Annotated in this window: 13 protein-coding genes and 26 pseudogenes; 33 read left to right on the top strand and 6 right to left on the bottom strand. The window is 70.7% G+C overall.

Features of this window, described 5'->3' with window-relative positions:
* Both FF86_RS56335 and FF86_RS68015 read left to right on the top strand, forming a co-directional pair.
* Positions 1–188 (top strand): annotated as a pseudogene (locus FF86_RS56335) (transposase); the annotation flags it as partial.
* Between the two features lie 159 nt (positions 189–347).
* Positions 348–545 carry a winged helix-turn-helix domain-containing protein gene (locus tag FF86_RS68015; RefSeq protein WP_082122120.1) on the top strand — a complete coding sequence of 66 codons (198 nt, stop codon included), beginning with the start codon at positions 348–350 and terminating at the stop codon, positions 543–545.
* Positions 546–716: 171 nt separating this feature from the next.
* On the opposite strand, the pseudogene FF86_RS23840 reads toward FF86_RS68015, so the two are convergent.
* Positions 717–1,158: pseudogene (locus FF86_RS23840) on the bottom strand (LuxR C-terminal-related transcriptional regulator); the annotation flags it as partial.
* 1 nt (position 1,159) lies between these two features.
* Positions 1,160–1,364 (bottom strand): response regulator transcription factor (locus FF86_RS56330; RefSeq protein ID WP_242419399.1); only part of this gene is annotated, 205 nt, incomplete at its 3' end.
* 190 nt (positions 1,365–1,554) lie between these two features.
* Between FF86_RS56330 and FF86_RS68010 the strand changes: the two are divergent.
* The 20 genes and pseudogenes from FF86_RS68010 to FF86_RS56295 form a co-directional block, all read left to right on the top strand.
* Positions 1,555–2,219 (top strand): annotated as a pseudogene (locus FF86_RS68010) (hypothetical protein); the annotation flags it as partial.
* A 1-nt stretch (position 2,220) separates the two neighbouring features.
* A pseudogene (locus FF86_RS68005) lies at positions 2,221–2,514 on the top strand (serine/threonine protein kinase); the annotation flags it as partial.
* Position 2,515: 1 nt separating this feature from the next.
* Positions 2,516–2,820: pseudogene (locus FF86_RS68000) on the top strand (phosphotransferase); the annotation flags it as partial.
* Between the two features lies 1 nt (position 2,821).
* A pseudogene (locus tag FF86_RS67995) lies at positions 2,822–2,989 on the top strand (hypothetical protein); the annotation flags it as partial.
* Between the two features lies 1 nt (position 2,990).
* Positions 2,991–3,606, top strand: a pseudogene (locus FF86_RS67990) (hypothetical protein); the annotation flags it as partial.
* A gap of 1 nt (position 3,607) precedes the next feature.
* A pseudogene (locus FF86_RS67985) lies at positions 3,608–3,811 on the top strand (hypothetical protein); the annotation flags it as partial.
* A gap of 1 nt (position 3,812) precedes the next feature.
* Positions 3,813–3,950: pseudogene (locus FF86_RS67980) on the top strand (hypothetical protein); the annotation flags it as partial.
* Between the two features lies 1 nt (position 3,951).
* On the top strand, positions 3,952–4,125 hold a 174-nt coding region (locus FF86_RS67975; RefSeq protein WP_396230045.1), incomplete at its 5' end, for a hypothetical protein.
* Positions 4,079–4,185 (top strand): annotated as a pseudogene (locus FF86_RS67970) (hypothetical protein); the annotation flags it as partial. The gene FF86_RS67975 and the pseudogene FF86_RS67970, both read left to right, overlap by 47 nt.
* 184 nt (positions 4,186–4,369) lie before the next feature.
* Positions 4,370–6,280 (top strand): FtsX-like permease family protein, encoded by a 1,911-nt coding sequence (locus FF86_RS56325; protein WP_044886970.1) that lies wholly within the window; start codon positions 4,370–4,372, stop codon positions 6,278–6,280.
* A pseudogene (locus FF86_RS67965) lies at positions 6,277–7,319 on the top strand (MFS transporter); the annotation flags it as partial. The gene FF86_RS56325 and the pseudogene FF86_RS67965, both read left to right, overlap by 4 nt.
* 1 nt (position 7,320) lies before the next feature.
* Positions 7,321–7,515: hypothetical protein (locus FF86_RS56320; protein ID WP_242419398.1), on the top strand; the 195-nt coding region annotated here is incomplete at its 5' end.
* A pseudogene (locus FF86_RS67960) lies at positions 7,508–8,910 on the top strand (hypothetical protein); the annotation flags it as partial. The gene FF86_RS56320 and the pseudogene FF86_RS67960, both read left to right, overlap by 8 nt.
* Before the next feature lies 1 nt (position 8,911).
* A pseudogene (locus tag FF86_RS67955) lies at positions 8,912–9,330 on the top strand (prolyl oligopeptidase family serine peptidase); the annotation flags it as partial.
* Position 9,331: 1 nt separating this feature from the next.
* Positions 9,332–9,559: hypothetical protein (locus FF86_RS67950; RefSeq protein ID WP_396230043.1), on the top strand; the 228-nt coding region annotated here is incomplete at its 5' end.
* Positions 9,560–9,622: 63 nt separating this feature from the next.
* Positions 9,623–9,790, top strand: a pseudogene (locus tag FF86_RS56315) (ATP-binding cassette domain-containing protein); the annotation flags it as partial.
* Positions 9,791–9,792: 2 nt separating this feature from the next.
* Positions 9,793–10,029: pseudogene (locus FF86_RS56310) on the top strand (ABC transporter ATP-binding protein); the annotation flags it as partial.
* Between the two features lies 1 nt (position 10,030).
* Positions 10,031–10,362, top strand: a 332-nt coding sequence (locus tag FF86_RS56300; RefSeq protein ID WP_255355900.1) for an ATP-binding cassette domain-containing protein, incomplete at its 5' end; no start/stop codon positions are given.
* A 213-nt stretch (positions 10,363–10,575) separates the two neighbouring features.
* Positions 10,576–10,991, top strand: a pseudogene (locus FF86_RS23810) (malonic semialdehyde reductase); the annotation flags it as partial.
* A gap of 1 nt (position 10,992) precedes the next feature.
* A pseudogene (locus FF86_RS56295) lies at positions 10,993–11,202 on the top strand (malonic semialdehyde reductase); the annotation flags it as partial.
* 55 nt (positions 11,203–11,257) lie between these two features.
* On the opposite strand, the gene FF86_RS23805 reads toward FF86_RS56295, so the two are convergent.
* Positions 11,258–12,109: a metal-dependent hydrolase gene (locus FF86_RS23805; protein ID WP_044886975.1), complete on the bottom strand. Its 852-nt coding sequence runs from the start codon at positions 12,107–12,109 to the stop codon at positions 11,258–11,260.
* A gap of 401 nt (positions 12,110–12,510) precedes the next feature.
* Here FF86_RS23805 and FF86_RS23800 point away from each other — a divergent pair, with 401 nt between their 5' ends.
* On the top strand, positions 12,511–13,419 hold the full coding sequence (locus tag FF86_RS23800; protein WP_044886976.1) for an LLM class flavin-dependent oxidoreductase: 909 nt from the start codon (positions 12,511–12,513) through the stop codon (positions 13,417–13,419).
* 152 nt (positions 13,420–13,571) lie between these two features.
* On the opposite strand, the gene FF86_RS23795 is transcribed toward FF86_RS23800, so the two are convergent.
* On the bottom strand, positions 13,572–13,967 hold the full coding sequence (locus FF86_RS23795; protein WP_044886977.1) for a cupin domain-containing protein: 396 nt from the start codon (positions 13,965–13,967) through the stop codon (positions 13,572–13,574).
* Between the two features lie 268 nt (positions 13,968–14,235).
* Between FF86_RS23795 and FF86_RS23790 the strand changes: the two genes are divergently transcribed.
* Positions 14,236–14,925 (top strand): hypothetical protein, encoded by a 690-nt coding sequence (locus tag FF86_RS23790; RefSeq protein WP_128423355.1) that lies wholly within the window; start codon positions 14,236–14,238, stop codon positions 14,923–14,925.
* A gap of 38 nt (positions 14,926–14,963) precedes the next feature.
* Here FF86_RS23790 and FF86_RS23785 read toward each other — a convergent pair.
* Positions 14,964–15,718, bottom strand: a pseudogene (locus FF86_RS23785) (helix-turn-helix domain-containing protein); the annotation flags it as partial.
* A gap of 118 nt (positions 15,719–15,836) precedes the next feature.
* Here FF86_RS23785 and FF86_RS23780 point away from each other — a divergent pair.
* Together FF86_RS23780 and FF86_RS56290 are read left to right on the top strand one after the other, a co-directional pair.
* Positions 15,837–16,610, top strand: a pseudogene (locus tag FF86_RS23780) (LLM class flavin-dependent oxidoreductase); the annotation flags it as partial.
* A gap of 1 nt (position 16,611) precedes the next feature.
* A pseudogene (locus tag FF86_RS56290) lies at positions 16,612–16,760 on the top strand (LLM class flavin-dependent oxidoreductase); the annotation flags it as partial.
* Positions 16,761–16,829: 69 nt separating this feature from the next.
* Here the strand turns inward: FF86_RS56290 and FF86_RS23775 are convergent.
* Entirely contained in the window at positions 16,830–17,585 is a 756-nt protein-coding gene (locus FF86_RS23775) for an IclR family transcriptional regulator (protein WP_082122121.1), read from the bottom strand.
* A gap of 327 nt (positions 17,586–17,912) precedes the next feature.
* Here FF86_RS23775 and FF86_RS56285 point away from each other — a divergent pair.
* The 7 genes and pseudogenes from FF86_RS56285 to FF86_RS56260 form a co-directional block, all read left to right on the top strand.
* Positions 17,913–18,242, top strand: a pseudogene (locus FF86_RS56285) (FAD-binding oxidoreductase); the annotation flags it as partial.
* Position 18,243: 1 nt separating this feature from the next.
* A partial coding sequence (locus tag FF86_RS23770; protein ID WP_242419396.1) for an FAD-binding oxidoreductase occupies positions 18,244–19,298 on the top strand: 1,055 nt, incomplete at its 5' end.
* A 123-nt stretch (positions 19,299–19,421) separates the two neighbouring features.
* A pseudogene (locus FF86_RS56280) lies at positions 19,422–19,790 on the top strand (malate synthase G); the annotation flags it as partial.
* Between the two features lie 12 nt (positions 19,791–19,802).
* A pseudogene (locus FF86_RS56275) lies at positions 19,803–20,018 on the top strand (hypothetical protein); the annotation flags it as partial.
* A 1-nt stretch (position 20,019) separates the two neighbouring features.
* Positions 20,020–20,394 (top strand): annotated as a pseudogene (locus FF86_RS56270) (malate synthase G); the annotation flags it as partial.
* Position 20,395: 1 nt separating this feature from the next.
* Positions 20,396–20,676, top strand: a pseudogene (locus FF86_RS56265) (malate synthase G); the annotation flags it as partial.
* 1 nt (position 20,677) lies between these two features.
* A pseudogene (locus FF86_RS56260) lies at positions 20,678–20,850 on the top strand (hypothetical protein); the annotation flags it as partial.

The following is a 20,850-nucleotide window of genomic DNA, read 5'->3' as shown; positions in this document are numbered from 1 at the left end:
CCCCAAGGCCGTCGCGAAGGTCATCGACGATCTGGACGTGCTGCTGGCGTTCTACGACTACCCCGCCGAGCACTGGGTGCACCTGCGGACCACGAACCCGATCGAGTCCACGTTCGCGACCGTGCGCCACCGCACCCGCGTCACCAAGGGACCGGGATCACGAGCCGCCGGGCTGGCGATGGCGTTCANGCTCATCGAGGCCGCCCAGGCCCGCTGGCGTGCGGTCAACGCACCCCACCTCGTCGCCCTCGTCCGCGCCGGCNCCGTCTTCGAAGCCGNCCAGCTCGTCGAACGACCCACCACCACACCCGTCAACCAAGCCGCTTAACGATCACCATCCACAGGTCTTGACAATTCCTCACGGAACCTCGACCAGTCAGCTTGCTGACCTGCTGGGTGTCTCGTCCGCCGCCGTGAGCCAACACACGGCAGTACTGCGTGCGGCGGGCCTCATTGCGACCCGCCGAAACCGCAATCTGGTGCTGCACACCATCACCCCTCTGGGCAGACTCCTGCTCCGCGGCGCAACCGAAGTCGATGCATAGGGTGTCATGGCAGTGACCCGCCGAGGATCGAGCTCCGCCCGCCGATCCACGGCGGGGCCGGGACCGTCCACCGCGTCGCCGGAATGGTTCCTTGTCGGCCGTCGCATGCCCTCCATGATGACGCGGGCTCGTCGGCAGGGCTATCCGCCGTTCGGCAGATCCACCCCCATGTCACCGCCGTCCGCTGAGACCCGCGTCCCAGGCCCAGGATGCGATCCCCACCCGGTTGCGAACCTTCAGCTTTCGCTGAAGGTTCGCAAGATGCGTCTTGACGGTTCCCAGCGAGATGAAGAGTTCCGCACCGATGTCGGAGTTGGTCATTCCCTGAGCCACCAGACCGGCTATCTCCTCCTCACGGGCGGTCAGCGGTTCAGCCGGGCCGCCTCCCCCCCTTCTGACCGGGGCGAGCCGCCGCAGCAGCCGGGTAGTGACCTGTGGGCTTATCAGCGAGTCCCCCGCCACCGCTGCCTTGACCGCCTCCACGAGCAGTGCCGGACCGGAACGTTTGAGCAGAAATCCGGACGCACCCTCACACAGTGCGGTGTCCACATATTCGTCGAGGTCGAACGTGGTCACCACGACGACTCGGACGGATGGAGCGACGTCAACCAGTNTACGGGTCAGTTCGAGACCGTCCAGTAGGGGCATGCGTATGTCGGCAAGCAACACATCGGGCCGGAGTTTCTGTGCCAGGTCCAAGGCGCTCAACCCATCGGCGGCCTCGGCTACGACCGCCATGTCCCCCTGCGCCTCCAGTATGTGGCGGAACCCCTCGCGGACACTGGCCTGGTCATCCGCTATCACGATTCGCGTCGTCATGCGAGCATGATGACACGACGCGCGATCCGCATGTCCGACCATCTCGCTGACCTGCGTTTTTCAGGTCCCGCTTAATGAGGTTGTCACATCGTGTGGCACCGGGCATGATGGCCGAGAAGGGCCGATGTCACGTCACTGAAATACTTGCTGCATTAAATACTCCGGGCTCGATGGCAGAAGGGCGGCGGGCATGGATCCTCGGTATGAGGCATATACGATCGCCGACCCGACCTGGTACGAACCGTTGGAGCTCAGCGACGACAGCGACTCCCGGTTCGCGGAGCACGAAACGCCGGACGGCTGGCGGCGGACGGACCAGGGCGTGTGGACATTACTGGCCCCGACAGAACCGTCGGAGATGCTAGAGCAGGGCTGGAAGATCCACATCAGCGGCACGCCGGATACGGCCGAAGAAACGATAAAAATCGCCGGAGAGATCCTCTGCAGGCTCCGCATACCCTGGAAATTTCTGCGTAGTCGTCTCATCGTCACCATGACGAACTCCAAGTATGCCAGCAGGTCTGGTAGCGGCAAGGTCATCACTGTCTACCCGCGCACCGGGGCCGAGCTGCACACGGCTCTGGTGGAGCTCGACGGCGCGCTGCGAGGACATCCTGGACCGTACGTGCTCTCGGACCTCCGCTGGAATGACGGCCCGCTCTCCATACGGTTCGGCGCCTTCACGTTGAGGTGGTGCGAACTACCGGATGGCACCCGGGTTCCGGCCATGCGCGATCCAGCCGGCCGGCTCGTGCCGGACACCAGACGGCCGGTCTTCACGGTGCCGAAGTGGGCGTATACCCCGGACTTCATCGCCAGCCGACTGGCCACCACACCCTCCGGCGGGGACGCGACNCTGGGCCGCTTCCAGGTCACCGCGGCACTGCACTTCTCCAACGCAGGCGGCGTCTACCTTGCTCACGATCCGATGGAGCGACAGGTCGTGCTGAAGGAGGCCCGGCCGCACGCCGGCCTGGACAGGAACGGTCAGGACGCCGTAGCCCGCCTGAGTGCCGAACGGGAGGTACTGGAGAGGCTCGACGACCTCTCCTTCACCCCCGATGTCATCGACTACTTCACCGAATGGGAACACCATTACCTGGCGATGGAACACATCCCGGGCGAGACACTCAACGCCTGGATGGGCCGGNAGTACCCGCTGACCCAGTACCGGCCGAGCGACCTGATGAGATCGGAGTTCGCCCGGCTCGCGGTGGACCGGTTGGAACAGGTCGAGAGGTGCGTCGAAGAGCTACACGGCGCGGGCATCGCCTTCGGCGACCTCCATCCCCGTAACATCATCGTCCGGCCGGACGGCACGGTGGCGCTGGTGGACTTCGAACTTGCCACGGCGATGGCGGCAGACCGGCGGGCCGCGCTCGGCGCCCCCGGCTTCATGGATCCGTCGATCACCTCGGCGCGTGACGCGGACCTGTTCGCCCTCGGCTGTTGCCAGNTCGCCGTGTTCGTGCCGTGGACCGTACTCACCATCCGAAATCCGGCTGCCGTGGGCCGGCTGGTTCAGTTGGCCGAATCCGCGTTCCCCATGGTTCCGCAAGAGCTGTTCGGCCGGATGAAGGACCGGTTGGCTCTGTCCGCCGCACTCCGCCCGCATCTACTCGCGTNCGGTGGCGGGAAAACCTCGGCTCCGCCTCAGCCACAGCGCGGGCAGCTTGTCCGCGGCATGCTGGCTGCCGCGACTCCTCATCGCCTCGACCGCCTCTATCCGGGAGATATCGCCCTGCACCGTCCTGGCGGGTCCCTCGGACTCGCCTTCGGCGCGCCCGGGGTGCTGTTGGCCCAAGATGTGGCCGGCGCGAAGCTGGACCCGGACCACGTCGACTGGGTGGTGCGAGCGGCGCGACGGGCTCCGGACGGGATACCCACCGGGCTGTACGACGGGCTGGCCGGCGCGGCCTGGCTACTACACCGTCTGCACCACCCGGAGGCGGCCAACCTGGTCGACCGTATCATCGCGGCGCCAATGCCACGCTCACCCGGGCTATTCGGCGGACTGACCGGAATCGCCCAGATGCTGCTGGACGTGGGGGCGCAGGACGAGGCTCTGCGGCTCGCCCATGAGACAGCCGCGAGGATTGGCGAGCCGGGCGTACTGGACCGCCCAGGCCTGATGCACGGATGGTCGGGACCCGCGATCCTGTTCGCCCGTTGCCATCAGGTGACCGGGCACGATGAATGGGCAGAGGCTGCTGAGAAGGCGATTCGCTGCGATCTTCGCCGGNCTCGCCTGGTCGGCGAGATGCTGCAGATGGAGAGTTCCCACCGCCTTCTGCCTTATCTGGCCGAGGGATCGGCCGGCGTAGCATTCGCCGCGATGGCCCTCCCTGCCGCGCAGGCCGCTACCCTCGACGTCGATCGCATCGTCTCCGGCGCAGCCCGAGCCTGCGCGGTCCAGATCGTCATCCAGGGTGGCCTGTTCAATGGCCNTGCCGGCCTGGTCTACTTTCTTGCCCACGCCGCAAACCGTCAGCCACAATGGCGGGCAGCCGCGCACGAGCAGTCGCAACTGCTCGCCCTGCACGTTGTTGCCCGTGACGATGGCCACGTTCTGCACGGGGATCAGCTNGTACGGCTGTCGGTCGATCTGGCGACGGGCTCCGCCGGAGCTCTGCTCGCGGTGGAAGCCACCACAAGCTCCGGGCAGCGTCTACTCCCAGGCGTACACCTCGATGTACGGGTGAACGCCGCCAGGAATGAAGCGCCCGGTATCCGGGATGACCCCACGCCTGACGGGAGGTGATTTGCCCATGATGTACGTGCTGGCGCTCCAGGAGCTCGACGAGGAGATCGTCGTCGACGCNCCGTTCAGCTCGATCAGCTACTTCGCCTGCCACTGATCCAGGATCGGGCGAGAAATGGTCGAGAAGTAAGTTCGGGGAGGCCACGGTCTGGGTGGCCTCCCCGAACGCATCCAGCGTACTGGACACCTGTCGAGAGGAAACTGTGATCGCGGCACTCGACCATGGGACCACCGGGGCCGGCCGATGAGCTCGCATCGACTATTCGCCGCCGAGATCCGTGCCTACCCCGGGCGGGTGGCCGGCGCCGCGGCGGCCTGCGCGGTGACCGCGGCGGGGGTGGGCGCGTGCCTCCTGCTCATCTTGGCCGTGAACAGCCCCGGCTACCCGGCGGACTCCCCTGCGGCCGCGTCGGCGAAGGACGCGGAGAACCTGCTGTCGCTGCTGCTGTCGCTGCTGCTGATGGGAGCGGTGCTGGTCATCGGCTCCACGGTGTCGCTATGGACCGGGCAGCGGCTGGAGCAGTTCGCGGTGCTCCGCGCCCTCGGTGTCACGGCCGAGCGATTGCGGTGGCTGGTGGGCGGCGACGTTGCACGTCTCGCCCTGCCCGCAGCCGCCCTCGGGGCCGCAGTGGGGACACTGCCGGCGGCGTACCTGGGTCGGCGGCTGCTCATCGGGCGTGAGTTGTTCCCCTCCTCGGCACATCTGCCGTCGGCGGCTCTGTGCCTGGCCGTGATGGGCGGGGTCTGCGTGGGAAGCGCCGCGGTCGCAGTACTTGCCGCTCTGGGCAGCGTCTTCGCCGCCGGCCGGGTGACGGCGATCGGCCTGCTGCGCGATGCCGGGCTGGCGATGGCACCGAGCCGCAATCCGGTCCGCCTGGTGGCGGGGCTGGTGATGGCGGCGATGCTGTGCCTGCCGATCCTGGTGCTGCTGACCTTCCTGAGCCTGCCGGGCGTGTACAAGGCGGCCCTGGCCTCAGGACTGGCCTTGATGATCATCCCCAGCCTGGCCGTGCTGGCCCCCTGGATCATGCCCACCCTGACCCGACCCGTGTGCGCAGCCCTGCGCATCCTCGACCGCCGGGTGGGGCCGATTGCGGCGGCGGGACTGCGGGCGGCGCCGCTGCGGACCGCAGCAATCGCCGTACCGGTGCTCCTGTCGGTCGGCACCGCGGTCTGCCTGCTTGGTTCCGGTGCGACCATGGGCGCCGCCATCCAGCGGCAGACAGAGCAGGGCCTGCTCGCCGACGGTGTCGTGGCTGCGCAACCCGGCGCGCGGCTGCCCATCACCCCGGGCGCGATCCGGGGAGCCACCGCGACCGCGCTGGTGGCCACGGAGCTGACTCCACCGGCGACAACCCTGGACGACCAGCCCGAGGCCGCCAGGACGTGGGGGGTGGAAGGCGGGTCCCTGGGGCAGTTCCTGGACCTGGGAGTGAAGCACGGCCAGCTCGCAGACCTGCGGGAGGGCACCTTCGCGGCGGGAGCCGCCCAGACCGAACAGCACCACTGGCGACTGGGCCAGCCGGTCGCCCTGCGGCTGTCCGACGGGCGCGTGCAGTCGCTGCGGCTGGTCGCCGTCTACCGCCGCGACCTCGCCTTCCCCGAGTTCCTGCTGCCCCGTTCCAGTGCCCTCGCCCACACCGCACACCCGCACGCCGAGCAGATCCTGCTGTCGGGAGACATCCGTGGCTGGCCCCGGCTCCCCGGGCAGGAACTGTCGTCCCGCGCGGAGTATCTCGACCGGCTGACCCCGCGCAGCCCGCAGGACAACCTCGCTGGCCACCTCGTTGTCGCCGTCGTTTCCGGCTACGCGCTGCTCGCGGCGGCCAACATCTGCGCGCTCGCCCAGCGGGACCGCCGGGCGCAGCGCGCGCACCTGCGGGCGCTCGGCCTCAGCCGCCTGCAACTGGCCCGCTGCGCGCTCTACGAGGTGCTCGGCGCAGCCCTGGTGGGCGTCGGGCTGTCGGCTGGCACCGCACTGGTATGCCTGTCCCCGTTCGCCCTGGCGCTGGGGTTGGGGCCGCTTCCCATCCTCGATGTTCCCTGGAGCCTGGGGGTGCTCGCCGCCGCGTTCGCTGCGGTCACCGTCCCCACCCTGCTGGCGACCCACCCGATGCGCGGAATCGACCGGCAGTTCGCCACCGGCGCGCCATGACCCGCGGCCTGGGTAGACGCTTCTGGTTGCTGTACACGGGGGAATCCACCTCCGCGATGGGCACGGCGGCCACCGCCGTGGCCCTGCCGGTGGTCGCGTTGCGGTCGACGGGCGACGTCCGGCAGGCGGGCATGGCCGGCGCCGCACTGTCGGTAGGAATCGTGCTCGCACGATTACCCGCAGGTGTGGTCGCCGATCGATACGATCGTCGGCTGCTGTCCCTCGCCGGCAACACGCTCGGCGTGCTGGTGCTCGCGAGTCTGGCCCTGCTCACAGCGGTGGACCGAGCGTCGCTGCCCGTGCTGCTGGCGGCGGCATTCCTGGTGGGAACGATCGGCAGCGCCCTGGCACCGGTGGAGAACGTCACCCTGCGAACCATCGTTCAGCCCGATCTCCTGCCCAGTGCGCTGGCCTTGATCCAGACCCGGGCGGCCACCGCGATGGTCGCGGGCCCGCTGGCCGGCATGGCCCTCCTCGGCGTGAATGCGCAGGAACTCTTCGCCGTCGATGCCTGCACCTACCTGGTCTCCGTCGTCTGCATGGCCCTGCTGCCCGCCATGCCAGCCGCACCCGCCGGGCCGGGGAGGGCCGGACGGCATCCGCTGCGGTCCGCCACGGAAGGTATCCGCTTCATCGTGTTAACCCCGTTTCTGCGCTATGCCGCAGTGAACGCAGCCGTGATCAATGTCGTCTTCAACGGCCTGATCATCGTCATCATCGCCTCGACAAGCGCAGGAACCGGCGCCGGCATCGGAGTGGGCATACAGACCGCCGCGCTGGGTGCGGGCGCCTTCGGGGGGTCCCTGATCGCGGCATCGGTGGCGCGACGCCTACCGCCCGCCTGGGGCATCGCGCTCGGCACCGCTGTGGTGGCGCTGGCGCTGTCGGGGTTCACACTGGTTCGCGCGACATGGGCGGCCGCGATCCCACTCGCGGTCGCCGCGGCGGCGGGACCGGTGATCACGGTGGTGATCTCCACGGTCCAGATCGGCATCACTCCGAACGAGATGCAGGGCCGGGTACACAGCGGCATCGGATTNCTCGCCCAGGCCGTCTCGCCGCTGGGATCAGTCCTCGCCGGCCTGGGTGTGCGCGCCTTCGGACTCACCGCGACCGTGAGCGGCGCCGCGCTCGCCGTCGTCCTCCTCGCGCTCGCCGGCGGCCTGGTCGCCGCTCGACAGGCTGACCCGACCACCGCCGATGCGCGCATCCCGGTGGTGACCGGACGTGGATAGCCCCGCCGACGGGCCGCATGAGCCGGCGGATCCATACCGGTGGTTGGAGGACGCCGTCGGCCCTCGGACGAGGGCCTGGCTCACTCGCCAGGCTCTGGCGTTACGGGACGTGAGGCGTCAGACCGATGATCCTGGCTGGGCTGCGCTGTTGGCCCGGATCGACCGCGCGGCGCACGGGCGGCTGCTCAGCCCGCCGGCCGAGGCCGGCGGGCTCCTGTTCCGCCACGAGCACCAAACCGACGCGGAGGTGCTCATCGTCCAGGCCCCAGACGGCGTCCGGCATACCCTGGTCGACTCCGCCACGTCGGGCCGGATCGCAGCCTGGCAGCCCTCCCCCACCGGTGATCTGGTCGCCGTACAGCGTCACCATGACGGTTACGAGAACGGCGGACTGCGGCTGATCCCATCCCACCCCGGCGCACCGGGCGAGAGTCTCGCCGACGCCGCGCCCTTCCCCGCAGTCGCCTTCGTCGGCGACTGGCTGCTGTACACCGCCGGCACCAGGACGCAGCACCGGTTGGCCGCCCGCCGACTCGACTCCGGCGCTGCCCACCAGGTGGCTGTTCCGGTTGATGGACCGGTCCGGCTGTCCCTCCATGCCGGCTGGGGCGAATATCTCGTGCTGCGTATCCGCCCGGCGGCTCCCGCCACCCCCGACGGCCTGACCTGGTGGGTGACCCGATGGACCGGCCAGACCGTCCCGGACTGGCAGCCGTTGGACGTCGGCCACCTCCCCGTCACGGCGCTCGCTCTGGGCTGGAGCAGGTGCTATCTCGCTGCGGGACGGGTGTTCGACATCGATCTGGCGCGACTTGCCCGTGGTCAGGACGCCCCGCTGCTCCCGGTGGGCTCGCCGGACACCGAGGCGGCGTCGACGGTGTCCGCCCTGCGAGTGATGGGGCCGGAGGCCTCGCCGCGTCTGGTGGTGCTGCGGCGGACCGGCGTCACGCGCCGTCTCGACGTGCATGCTCCCGAGGGCGCCCCCGCCCCCGGGAGCGGCTTCACCTGGCAGGCCAGGCTCAGGCTCGGGCCGGTGACCACACCCAGCGCGGGCAGCGGCGGTGACGCGCTGTGGATTCTCGCCGACGATCCGCGTCAGGGCACCTGGAGCCGCCGCCTCGCGTCCCATGTCGACCTCAGGGGCTTCTCGGCACCCGGCCAAGGAACATCACTACGCACCTTGACGATCGCCAGCCGGGACGGAACCGCGGTGCCTGTGACCGTATGTGATCCCAACCCCCACGCCCGGCATCGTCCCGCTCCCACAGTGGTCACCGTGTACGGCGGCTTCGGCATCGCCCTGGAACCCACCTGGGATCCCCTGATCGCCGCCTGGCTGCACGCGGGCGGAAGAGTGGCCTGGGTCCACACCCGTGGCGGCGGCGAGTTCGGGCCNGCCTGGGCAGCGGCCGGGCGGGGAACGGGCAAGAACGCCGTCGTCGACGACCTGTGCGCGGCGGCCGCCACCCTGACGGAGCGCGGTGAGGCCGAGCCGGGTCAGCTGGCGGTCCTCGCTGCCAGCAACGGCGGTCTGATCGCCGCCGCCGCACTGACCCGGACACCGAGCCTGTTTGCCGCCGTGGTCTGCGCGGCTCCGCTCGCTGACATGACGCGTTACACCGTCGGAGGTCTCGGCGACCTCTGGCGGGAAGAATACGGGAACCCCACCGACCCTGCGGACCTGCGTGGGCTCCTGGCCTATTCCCCCTATCACCAGGTCAAAGAGGGTACACCTTACCCCGCGATCCTGCTGGTCACCGGAGGCAATGACGAACGCGTGCCAGCCTGGCATGCCTGGAAACTGTGCGCCGCCCTNCAAGGGGCCACAACCGGATCCGCACCCATTCTCCTGGACCATCACGACAGCAGCGGTCACTATGGTCGCTCCGGTAACGCTGCTCGCCGCCTCGGCGCCGGTACACTCGGTTTCATGGGTGCTGCGACCGGGCTTCGGCCTCGCATTGTCGGCGCCGCCGGTCATGAACCACCCGGCGAGCTGCGGCGGGGTGAACCACCGGACACTCCGACGGAGATCGCCTTGTGACTCGGCCCCGCGTCTGGCCTGGCATGCCACCGCCAGCACCCCCGGCCACGACAGTCGCCGCCNCCATGGGGCTCACCAAGGTCTACGGGTACGGTGATGGCCGGGTGCTGGCACTGGACCGCGTGTCCGTCGCCTTCGGCCGCAGCGAGTTCGCTGCCATCATGGGCCCGTCGGGTTCCGGAAAATCCACCCTCATGCACTGCCTGGCCGGCCTCGACCGACCAACGTCCGNNTCCGTCCGGATCGGTCCGGTGGAGCTGTCGAGGATGACGGACCGGCAGCTCACCCGCCTTCGCCGAGACCGAATCGGGTTCATCTTCCAGAATTTTCACCTGATTCCCACTCTGACTGCGGCCGAGAACATCACGGTGCCGCTGACCATCGCGGGGCGCAGGCCGGACAACGGCTGGTTCGACGCCGTGATTCGCGCCGTCGGTCTGGCGGACCGGCTGAACCATCTGCCCTCCCAGNTTTCCGGTGGTCAGCAGCAGCGAGTCGCCTGTGCCCGAGCCCTGATGGGACGGCCGGACATCGTCTTCGCGGACGAACCGACCGGCAACCTTGATTCCCGCGCCGGCGCTGGAATCCTCTCGTTCCTTCAGTTATGCGCACGCCAGTTCGGTCAGACCATTGTGATGGTGACGCATGACCCGGTCGCCGCTGCGCAGGCCGACCGTGTGGTCTTCCTCTCGGACGGCAGGATCGTCGACGAACTGACGCGACCCTCACCGGACAGCGTGCTCGACCGGATCAGAGCGCTCGACGCCACCACCGGCATGGGCTACCCGCCGCGACCGGTGTGACCTCTCCGCGGGGACGACCCGCCAAAGCCCGGACAGGGCGTCCACTGAGCACGCGGTGGACGCGAAGGTCGGTCGACCGCCACCGCGCGTGAGATCGGGGATGCCCGGGGGGAGCGGATGTGGCGCAGCGGACACCGGGCGGGGAACACTGAAGCGCCTGGCTAGAGTTACGCCTGCAGTACGAGGCGCTACACATACTCAGGGAGCTCACGCATGACCTCTGCCGTCGAGAGCATCGAGGCGCCGGACGTTCCCGTCCTCGACGAGGCGGGGCGCGCCCTGCTGTTCACCGAGGCACGGACGGGGAACGCCTTCGCGGACACCCCGGTCAGCGACGAGCAGCTCGCCGCCATCTGGGAGCTCACCCGGTGGGCGCCGACCAGCGCCAACCTGCAGCCGCTGCGGGTGACCTTCGTGCGCACGCCCGAGGGCAAGGAGCGGCTGCTGCCGCTGATGAGCGAGGGCAACCGGGTCAAGACCGCCTCGGCGCCCGTCACCGCCATCCTCGCCGTCGACTCGCGCTTCCACGAGCACGCCCCCACGCTGCTGCCGATCCGGCCACAGATGCGCGACGCCCTCGAGGCGGACGAGGCCACCCGCAGCGCCATGGCCCAGGTCAACGGGCCGCTNCAGGCGGGCTACTTCATCCTCGCCATCCGCGCCCAGGGCCTGGTGGCCGGGCCGATGGCCGGCTTCGACGCCGCGGCGATCGACGCCGAGTTCTTCCCGGACGGCCGTTGGAAGTCCCTGCTCGTCATCAACATCGGCCACCCCGGGGAGAACCCCTGGTTCGACCGGCTCCCCCGGCTCGACCCCGCCGACGTCATCCGCTGGGCCTGACCGCCAGCCCGGTTCTGGACCCGGCCGCCGGACCCCGAGCGCGCGAGCCTCGGGGTCACGTGCTTGTGGACCGTCCTCGTCCTGCGGCGGCCGCGGGGTAGCGGGCCAGGATGGCCTGCTGGCCCGCCGGCGGGGGCGTCGTCGCCGGGTCGTAGAACGGCGAGAACGCCCGGGCGAGCCGGCGGAGGTTCGCCGTGCCGAGTTTCCTGGCCGTGGCCGCCTCCCGCTCCTCGGACTGTCGGCGCTGCTCGTCGGTCATCCCGCGCCGGTCCACGTCCAGCAGATATCTCCGCAGCGGTGAGGTGCGCCGGTTCAGGTGCCGGGAGGCGGTGACGATGCCTCGGGCCCGGTATAACCACGCGACCAGCCGGGGGCGGCCATAGAGGCGATGGTAGACGCGGTTCACGACCGTGCGGTGTTCGTACTCCTCGGCCAGATGCCATTTCCACAGGTCGGCCGCCGGTGACGGCGGGGCGCCGAGTTCGGTTTCCATCAGGCCGTCGACCCACAGCTCCGCGCCGGTCGAGCCGATGGTCTCGAAGCCCTCGCAGTAGGCGAGCAGCCAGCGCAGCGACCTGGTCCGCAGGAAGTGCTCGTAGTCCCGTTCGAAGACGGCCTCGTAGTCGGTCATGTCCGGGTAGCCGCCGTCGCGGACCATCGCGTTGAACGCCCGGTGCAGCCGGTAGTGCTGGCCCTCCTGCCGGTTGAACAGGTCGATGTCGTGCAGCAGCTCGGCGTCGACCAGCGGATCCAGCTCCTCCGCCGCGCGGCGCATCACCTTGATGAGGAACGGCTCGATGTAGGCCGGGATGATGCCCTGCGCGTTGACGAGATGGACGGCCTCCAGGTTCGCGCCCCAGCGCGGCGAGACGTCGGTGAAGTCGAATTCCGGCGAACGGACACGCATACCNATACCAGACCCTTCCGAGCACGGACGGTACGACCGAGGAGCGACCGTGATCCCGCCGCCCGCTCCGCCACCCATGATCCGACACTCGAAGGTCACGGGGACGGATCTCGGTGCGGTACCCCGGTAAGTGCCCGCGACCGTCGTTGCCCCGTGCCTCGTGCCCTGAACCCGAGCCCCGCAAGCGTGGCTCTGNCGCTACCAGCCCGGGCCCTACCAGCCCCGACCCCTACCAGCCCCGGCCCCTACCAGCCCCGATCCCTACCAGCCCCGGCCCGGTCTTCCCGCGCTCCGCGCCGGGACGGAGGGTGCGGGAGGGGACCTCGACGGTCCTCGCCGGGCCCGGCGGGACCTCACCTGACCGCCGTGCCGAGGCCCGAAGTGGAGAGGAATGATCGCCGGTGACCCACGAGAAGGTTCTGTTCGGATTCGGCCTCGAGACCGGCGTCGGCGAGGTGGACGCCCTGCTCGCGCACGCGACGCAGGCGGATCGCGACGGGCTTGACCTGGTCACGCTGTCGGATCATCCGTACTTCGCCGACCGGCTGGACGCCTACGCGGTCCTGGGTGTCGTCCTGGGCCGGACGGCGCGGGTCACCGGGGCGGTGAACGTGACCAACGTGCCGAGCCGACCCGCACCGATGCTGGCCCGCACGGTCACCGCGCTGTCCGCGCTGACTGGCGGGCGCGTCGCGCTCGGGATCGGGGCGGGCGGGCTGTGGGACGACATGGCCCGGCTCGGCATCCTTCGACGTTCTCCAGCGCAGGCCGTCCGGGCGATGGAGGAGGCGATCCTCGTCGTGAAGTCGCTCTGCGGCGGCGGGGACCCGGTGACCTTCGACGGGGAGTTCTACCAGGTCGCGGGCCTCGTTCCGGCGTCCGTCGCGGCCCCGCCGATCTGGACGGGTTCAGGCGGCCCGGCGTCGCTGGCGGTCACGGGCAGGCTCGCCGACGGCTGGATTCCCGGCTACGCCGCCGACTGGCGCAGTGTGCGGGTGGCCCAGTCGCGCCCCCTCATCGACGCGGCGGCCGCGGCGGCCGGCCGGAACCCGGCGGAGATCGCGACCATCTACAACCTCCCCGGCCGCTTCACCTCGACGCCGCTGACCGCCACCCGCGACGATGCCGGCCGTTGGATCGGCGGTTCGGTCGCCCAGTGGGTCGACGAACTCACCGCGGCCGTGCTGACGTTCGGCGCCGCCGGCTTCGTCTACTTCCCGGTCCAGGACGGCACGTCGACCGACCTCGCCCTCGGCACCTGGGCGGGCGAGGTCGTGCCGGCCGTCCGCGAGGCGGTCGCCCGGGCCTAGTTTCACCGGCTCGCCGCCCGAGGCGCGGCCCGTTGCGGTGCGCTCTGCGCGGTCTGACGCCTGCGGATCGTGCGCGTCGCACCGCAGTCCTCCCCGCGCGCCGTTCGCCCGCGGTGCGGTGCGGGTCGCGCGCCGCGGCGGCGTCGGACTCGCTACCTGCGGTAGTACTCGGCGTCGGTGACGTGGGTGCCCCACGTGACCTCCGGACCGTCGGCGGGGGCCTCCCAGATGGCGATGTGTGTCATGAAGTGGTCGGGCGCGGCGCCGTGCCAGTGCTCCTCGCCGGGCGGCGTGTAGATCACGTCGCCGGGACGCATCACCACGACCTCGCCGCCGCGGGCCTGCACGTAGCCGACACCCTCGGTGACGTAGAGGGTCTGGCCCACGGCGTGGGAGTGCCAGGCCGTACGGGCGCAGGGCGCGAAGCGCACCGTGTTGACGCGAACCCGGGAGGGTTCCTCTCCCCTGGCGACGACGTCGAACCACACGTCCCCGGTGAACACCTCCGCCGGCCCCTTGGTCGTGGGCTGCTTGGTCAGAACCTGCATGTGCCGCTCCTGGTGACGTGGCGGGTGGTGACGTGGCGGGTGGAGGTCAGGACCGTCTGGAGGACCGTACCGGCTCCAGGGCCTGCCGGGCTGGAGTCGTCCGGGCTGCCTCGATCCCGTCCTCTCTCGCCGGCCTACCCCGAAGTCAATCCCCGCGGCGACCGTGACTGCTAGTTTTGACGACGAGCACAGCAGCGTGGATCCAGGGGGGAAACAGATGGCGGAGGCGAATCCGGAGCAGTTCACCTGGCCGGAGACGATGCGGCGCGTGAACGACGCGATAGGCGTTTCGGTGCTGGGGGCCAACAGTTATGTGGAGAACGCTTTCTCGGCGGTGCTGGACAAGGCGCCGGTGGGCCAGCGGAAGACCCGGGACGAGTTGAAGGCGCCGGGTGCGAAGAGCCTCCGGCCACCGACGCCGGACACCTGCACCTACCTGCCGGAGTCGATCGGCCCCGGTCGCAACGCCCGAACCAGGTACCTCGCCGAGGGCCTGGCCAAGTTCGAGAAGGACCCGACCGCCGGATTCTTCTACGGTGTGTGCAACGACTACGCGTGGGCGGTGAACGGGGCGCTCGTCACCAAGGTGTTCAAGCGGCCAGCCCTGAAGGTGTACGCACCGCTGCTACCCGAGGGCACCCGGGTCGAGCTCTACGGCATCGTGGGAATACATTCGGACAAGCATATGTTCACCGTCGTGAACCGCGCGATCGACAGCACCCCCACCGATTATCGGACCTGGGGTCGCGGCTGCTTCGTGGTCGACCAGTGGTATGGTCGGCAGTCCGTGACGCCGGCCGTGAAGTCGTTCGACCCGCAGGACGATCTGCCCGGGGCGGGTTTCTACGACCTCGCGTTCATCGCCTGGTGGGACGAGGTCCTCGCCAAGGTGCTGCCGACGTCGGGCGGCGAAAACACCCTCGTTCCCCAGGCCGAGTTCGCTGCCGGCCGGAAGTAACGCCGCCGGTCAGAGGTAGTACAGCCGCGCCCAGGCCGCTACCGGGAGGCCGTGCGGCGCAGGAGGGCGGCGGTGGGCTGGTCAGCGGGGAGGAAGGCCTCGAGCTTCAGTTCGGCGATGGTGACGTCGACGGCCGTGGCAAACGTGGTGATCGTGCTGATGAGCCGTAGTTCCCCGGCGGCCGAGCGAAGGTGCAGGGGAACCGCGAAGCCGAGATGGTCCGGCCTGAGCGGCTCGGCCGGCACGTACCGGCCGAGTTCGGCGTGGAGATCGCTGAGGCGGTCGTCGGGATTGCGCAGGATCTCGGCGTGAATGCCGTTGAGGATGTGCCGGGACCATTCGGCGAGGTTCACGATGCGCGGCGCGAGGCCCGCGGGATGCAATGCGAGGCGGTAGACGTTGGTGCCGGGCCCGAGCAGGTCCGGCGCCACGCCGTCGGCGAGGAGGGCGAACGCCTCGTTGGCGGCGACCAGGTCGCCGTGGCGGTCGACGACGATCGCCGGGTAGGGCAGGTGCCCGGTCAGGATGTGCGTCAGCGCGGCGCGCACCGGCGCCAGCTGCGGGTCGTCCAACGATGTGCGCGGGTAGGCGGGGGCATAGCCCGCGGCGAGCAGCAGACCGTTGCGCTCCCGTAGCGGCAGGTCGAGGGATTCCGCCAGCCGGACGACCATGGCCCGGCCCGGTTCCGACCGGCCGTTCTCCAGAAAACTGACGTGCCGCTGGGTGGTCCCCGCCCGCTCGGCCAGTTCGAGCTGGCTGAGCCGGCGGCGGAGCCGACGTTCGCGCAGCGCCCNCGGGAAGTCCACGAACCCCGTTGTACCGCCCGGGATCGCCCGCCGGCCATTCCTCCCGGGGAATTGCCGCCCTTCACCGCCGCCGGCACGATGCGGCGCATGACCAATGACAGGCGGATGACCGATGACAGGCGGATGACCGATGACATCCGCCTCGGCGTGCTCGTCCCGATCGGAAAGGCCCAGTGGGGTGCGGGAACCGACCCACGTGAGCTCGTCGACTTCGCGGTCCGGGCCGAGGAACTCGGCTACGACTCGCTGTGGGTCAACGACTCGCTGCTCGGCCCGCGCATCGAGGCGCTGACCATGCTTGCCGCCGTGGCACCGGTCACCGACCGCATCACCCTCGGCACGGCGACGCTCCTGCCGGTACTTCGCCGGCCCGTGCAGGCGGCGCAGACCCTCGCCTCCCTCGACCTGCTCTCCGGCGGCCGGCTGACCGTGGCCGTGGGCGCGGGCTTCCCCGGCCGGTTCGGCCGACCCCTGCACGACCTGTCCGAGGTTGCCTGGGCCGACCGGTTCACCCGGCTCGACGAGACCGTCGCCCTGTGGCGCCGGCTGTGGACCGCCGACGGCCCGACCTCCTTCCACGGCGATCTCCTGCACTTCGACGAGATCCCGCCGGCCACAGCGCCCAGCCAGGCCGGTGGCCCGCCGATCTGGCTCGGCGGCGCCGCCCCCGCGGCACTCGCCCGCACCGGCCGCCGCTACGACGGGTGGCTGCCCTACCCGCCCGACCCGGCGGACTACCGCAGCGGTCTGGCCGAGGTACGGAGGGCAGCCGCCGACGCGGGCCGCGTCCCGGGCACGATCACGCCTGCCCTGTTCGTGTCAGTGCTGATCGCCGACACCGAGGAGAGCGGGCGCGACACCCTGGCGGACTACAGCCGGNCCAACTACGGGCTCGCGCTGCGCGACCTCGAAGCCATCCAGGCCGTGATCACCGGACCGCCGGCGCAGGTGGCCGCGCGCCTGGGGCATTACATCACCGCCGGCGCGCGGCACCTCGTCTGCCGAATCGGCACCGTCGACCTCAGGTCCNCCCGCGACCAGCTCGACCGGCTCGCCGAACTCCTCCCGCTCCTGCGCGAGGCTGCTGGTGGTTCAGGTTCAGGTGAGGGCCGCGGCGAGGGCGGCGCAGGCGCGTGACAGGGCCGGCGCCGCACGCCCGGCGAGGTCGTCGTTCATGCGCACCGCGGGACCTGACACGGACAGCGCCATCGGCGACATTCCAGGCACGGACACCGGCATCGCGACGCAGCGCACCCCGACCTCCATCTCGCCCTCGTCGAGGGCGTAGCCGCGGGCGCGGATGCCGGCCAGCTCGTCGAGCAGCGCGTCGACCTCGACGATGGTCGTGGCGGTGTGGGTGGACAGCGTCGAATGCCTGAGGATCGCGCGGGCCTCGTCGTCGCCGAGCGTCGACAGCAGCGCCTTGCCGACGCCGGTGCAGTGCAGGGGAACCCGCCGGCCCACCTCGGTGAAGGTGCGCATCGAGTACACCCCGGGAGCCTGGGCCACGTACTCGGCCCGCTCGCCGGCCAGGACCGCGAGGTTGGCCGATTCCCCGAGCCCGTCGGCGAGCTCGCGCAGGATCGGGGCGGCCCGCTCGCCGAGCAGCGCGTTCGCGCCGGCGCCCAGCGGGACCAGCCGGGATCCCAGGCAGTACCGGCGGTCGGGCAGGCGGCGCAGGTAGCCGCGGGTGGTGAGGGTCTGGACCAGCCGGTGGATGGTCGGCAGCGGCAGGCCGGTCGCCGCGGCCATCGCGCTGATCGAACAGCCGCCGCCCGCCGCCTCGACCACCTCGAGGATGTCCAGGGCACGCTGGACCGACTGCACTCCTGCCACACGCTGCTCGACCGGCATTCCCGCACGCCTTCCTCTCACCTCGGGTCACCTCGGGCCGGACGTCGGCCCCGGGCGTCGACCCCGGGCATCCGCGCCTCGGCCCGCACTCCGCCCACTCGCGACCCACCTGGCCGACTCGACCCACCTGGCCGACTCGGCCCACGTGGCCCGCACGCGGCCGGCGCTTCGCCCCCACTCTGCCTGCCTGTCGGCGCTCGTCTTGACCGAGACGGCCGTCCCGCCCTACCTTCGTATCACGATACAGATTTCTTTTTCCGTATGGTGGAACCCGGTAGGGTCGCCAGCGACGTCGTGCGGACCCTCCCCTCGGAAAGGCTGGCCCCTGTGACCGTGGAGGACGTCCCCATCGCCAAGCTCGCCGAGCTGGTCGACGCGCTGCCCGCCGGGGTGGTCGTCACCGAGCCGGACCTGCTCGACAAGTACCGTCGTGACCGCGCGGCGGACCCGCTGGCAGGGCAGCCGCTCGCGGCGGTGCGCGCGGAGTCGACCGAACATGTCCAGATCGCCGTCCGGTGGGCGGCGCGGCACCGCGTCGCGGTGGTGCCGCGGGGGGCGGGCACCGGGCTGTCCGGCGGCTCCACCGCCGTCACCGGGGGCATCGTGCTGTCGACGGAGCGGATGCGCGCGATCCGCGTCGACCCGCTCACCCGGATGNCCGTCGTGCAGCCGGGTCTGCTCAACGCCGAGGTCAAGGCGGCGGCCGCGGCCCATGGGCTGTGGTACCCGCCGGACCCGTCGTCGTTCGAGATCTGTTCCATCGGGGGCAACGTCGCGACGAACGCGGGCGGCCTGTGCTGCGTGAAGTACGGCGTCACGACCGACTACGTGCTCGGGCTGGAGGTCGTGCTCGCCGACGGGCGGGCGGTGCGCCTCGGCGGCCCGCGGCTCAAGGACGTCGCCGGGCTGTCGCTGACCAAGCTGTTCGTCGGCAGCGAGGGGACGCTCGGCATCGTCACCGAGGCCACCCTGCGGCTCATCCCGGCCCAGCCCCCGTCGAGCACGCTGGTCGCCACCTTCCCCACCACCGAGGCGGCCACCGCGGCCATCCTGGCGATCACGTCCGCCATCCGGCCCGCGATGCTGGAGTTCATGGACCAGACGTCGATCAACGCCGTCGAGGACGTCCTGCACATGGGGCTCGACCGCGACGCGGCCGCGCTGCTCGTGGCCCGCTCCGACAGCCAGCATCTCGCCGCCGAGCGCGAGATGAAGATCATGCTCGACGCCTGCGTGGCCAGCGGCGCCACCGAGACGCTGGCCACCGACGACCCGGACGAAGGCGAGGCGTTCGTCGCCGCCCGCCGCGCGGCCATCCCCGCGGTGGAACGGCGCGGCACCCTGCTGCTCGAGGATGTCGGCGTGCCGTTACCGCGGCTGCCGGAACTCGTCCGGGGCATCGAGACGATCGCGGCCGACCGCGCGCTGACGATCGCGCTGATCGCGCACGCCGGCGACGGCAACACCCATCCCCTCGTCGTCTTCGACCCGGCGGACGAGGACATGACCCGGCGGGCGGAACTCGCCTTCGGTGAGGTGATGGACCTCGCCATCAAGCTCGACGGCACGATCACCGGCGAGCACGGCGTCGGCCGGCTCAAGAAGGCCTGGCTGCCCGACCAGCTCGGCCCGGAGGTGATGGAGCTGTCCCTGCGCATCAAGCGGGCGCTCGACCCCCTGGGCATCCTCAACCCCGGGGCGATCTTCCCCTGACGGCGAGGGCCACCGGCGGGCGACCGCCCCGGACGTCCCGACCGCGCCGGACATCCCAACCGCGCCGCACATCCCGCCCGCGCCGCTCGGCACCGCAACGACACGACACGACAAGGACAGACGATGACCGAACGGATCCAGATCGGCGCCCTCCAGGTGGCGGCGAGCCTGCACGAGTTCGTGCAGAGCGCCGCCCTGCCCGACTCGGGAGTAGAGCCCGCGGCTTTCTGGCGGGGCGTCGAGGAGATCATCACCGCGCTCACGCCCGTCAACCGGGCCCTGCTCGCCGAGCGCGACGAGCTGCAGGAGAAGATCGACGACTGGCACCGCGCCCGCGCCGGCAAGGACCACGACGCGCAGGCCTACCACGACTTCCTCGTCGAGATCGGCTACCTGCGGCCCGAGCCCGAGCCGTTCCAGATCACGACCGAGAACGTCGACGACGAGATCGCGCTGACCGCCGGTCCGCAGCTCGTCGTGCCGGTCCTCAACNCCCGGTACGCNCTCAACGCCGCGAACGCGCGCTGGGGCTCGCTGTATGACGCGCTCTACGGCACCGACGCGATCGCCGAGGACGACGGCGCGCACCGCGACGGGCCCTACAACCCGGTCCGCGGTGCGAAGGTCATCGCCCACGCGCGGGCGCTGCTCGACGAGGTCGCGCCGCTGCGCGAGGGCGGCCACGCCGACGCGGCGCAGTACGCCGTCATCGACGGCGAGNTGGTCGTCACGCTGACCGCCGGCCCGAAGACCGGCCTCGTCGACCCCTCGGCGCTGCGCGGCTACACCGGCGAGGCGGCGTCCCCCAGCGGGATCCTGCTGGTCCACCACGGCCTGCACGTCGAGATCCTGATCGACCGCGCCGGTTCGATCGGCGCCGGCGACCCCGCCGGGGTGCAGGACGTCGTCCTCGAGGCCGCGATCACCACGATCGTCGACTTCGAGGACTCCATCACCGCGGTCGACGCCGAGGACAAGGTGGCGGCCTACGCGAACTGGCTGGCGTTGAACCAGGGCACCCTGACCGCGAAGGTGACCAAGGGCGGGTCGTCGTTCGACCGCGCACTGGCCGCGGACCGGACGTTCACCGCGCCGGNCGGCGGGCAGGTCGTGCTCCCGGGCCGGGCCCTGCTGCTGGTCCGCAACGTCGGGCACCTGATGACCACCGACGCGATCCTCGACGCCGACGGCGCGGATGTGTTCGAGGGCATCCTCGACGCGATCATCACCTCCCTGGCGGCGCTGCCGAGCCTGCGCGCGGACGCGGCCCGGCGCAACAGCCGCACCGGCTCGATCTACATCGTCAAGCCGAAGATGCACGGTCCGGCCGAGGCCGCCCTCACCGTCGACCTGTTCACCCGGGTCGAGAAGCTGCTCGNCCTGCCCGCCGACACCCTCAAGATCGGAATCATGGACGAGGAGCGCCGCACCACGGTGAACCTCGCCGCGTCGATCGAGGCGGCCCGCCGGCGGGTGGTGTTCATCAACACCGGCTTCCTGGACCGGTCGGGCGACGAGATCCACACCTCCTTCGAGGCCGGGCCGATGGTGC

Origin of the sequence: Frankia sp. CpI1-P (assembly GCF_001421075.1) — a bacterium.
Classification (GTDB): Bacteria; Actinomycetota; Actinomycetes; order Frankiales; family Frankiaceae; genus Frankia; species Frankia torreyi.
This window is presented reverse-complemented; position numbering and strand designations above follow the sequence as displayed.

Coding starts and splice junctions, on each gene's coding strand:
- FF86_RS56325 (WP_044886970.1), top strand. CDS start 4,370: ATGAGCTCGCATCGACTATTCGCCGCCGAGATCCGTGCCTACCCCGGG.
- FF86_RS23805 (WP_044886975.1), bottom strand. CDS start 12,109: ATGCGTGTCCGTTCGCCGGAATTCGACTTCACCGACGTCTCGCCGCGC.
- FF86_RS23795 (WP_044886977.1), bottom strand. CDS start 13,967: ATGCAGGTTCTGACCAAGCAGCCCACGACCAAGGGGCCGGCGGAGGTG.
- FF86_RS23775 (WP_082122121.1), bottom strand. CDS start 17,585: ATGCCGGTCGAGCAGCGTGTGGCAGGAGTGCAGTCGGTCCAGCGTGCC.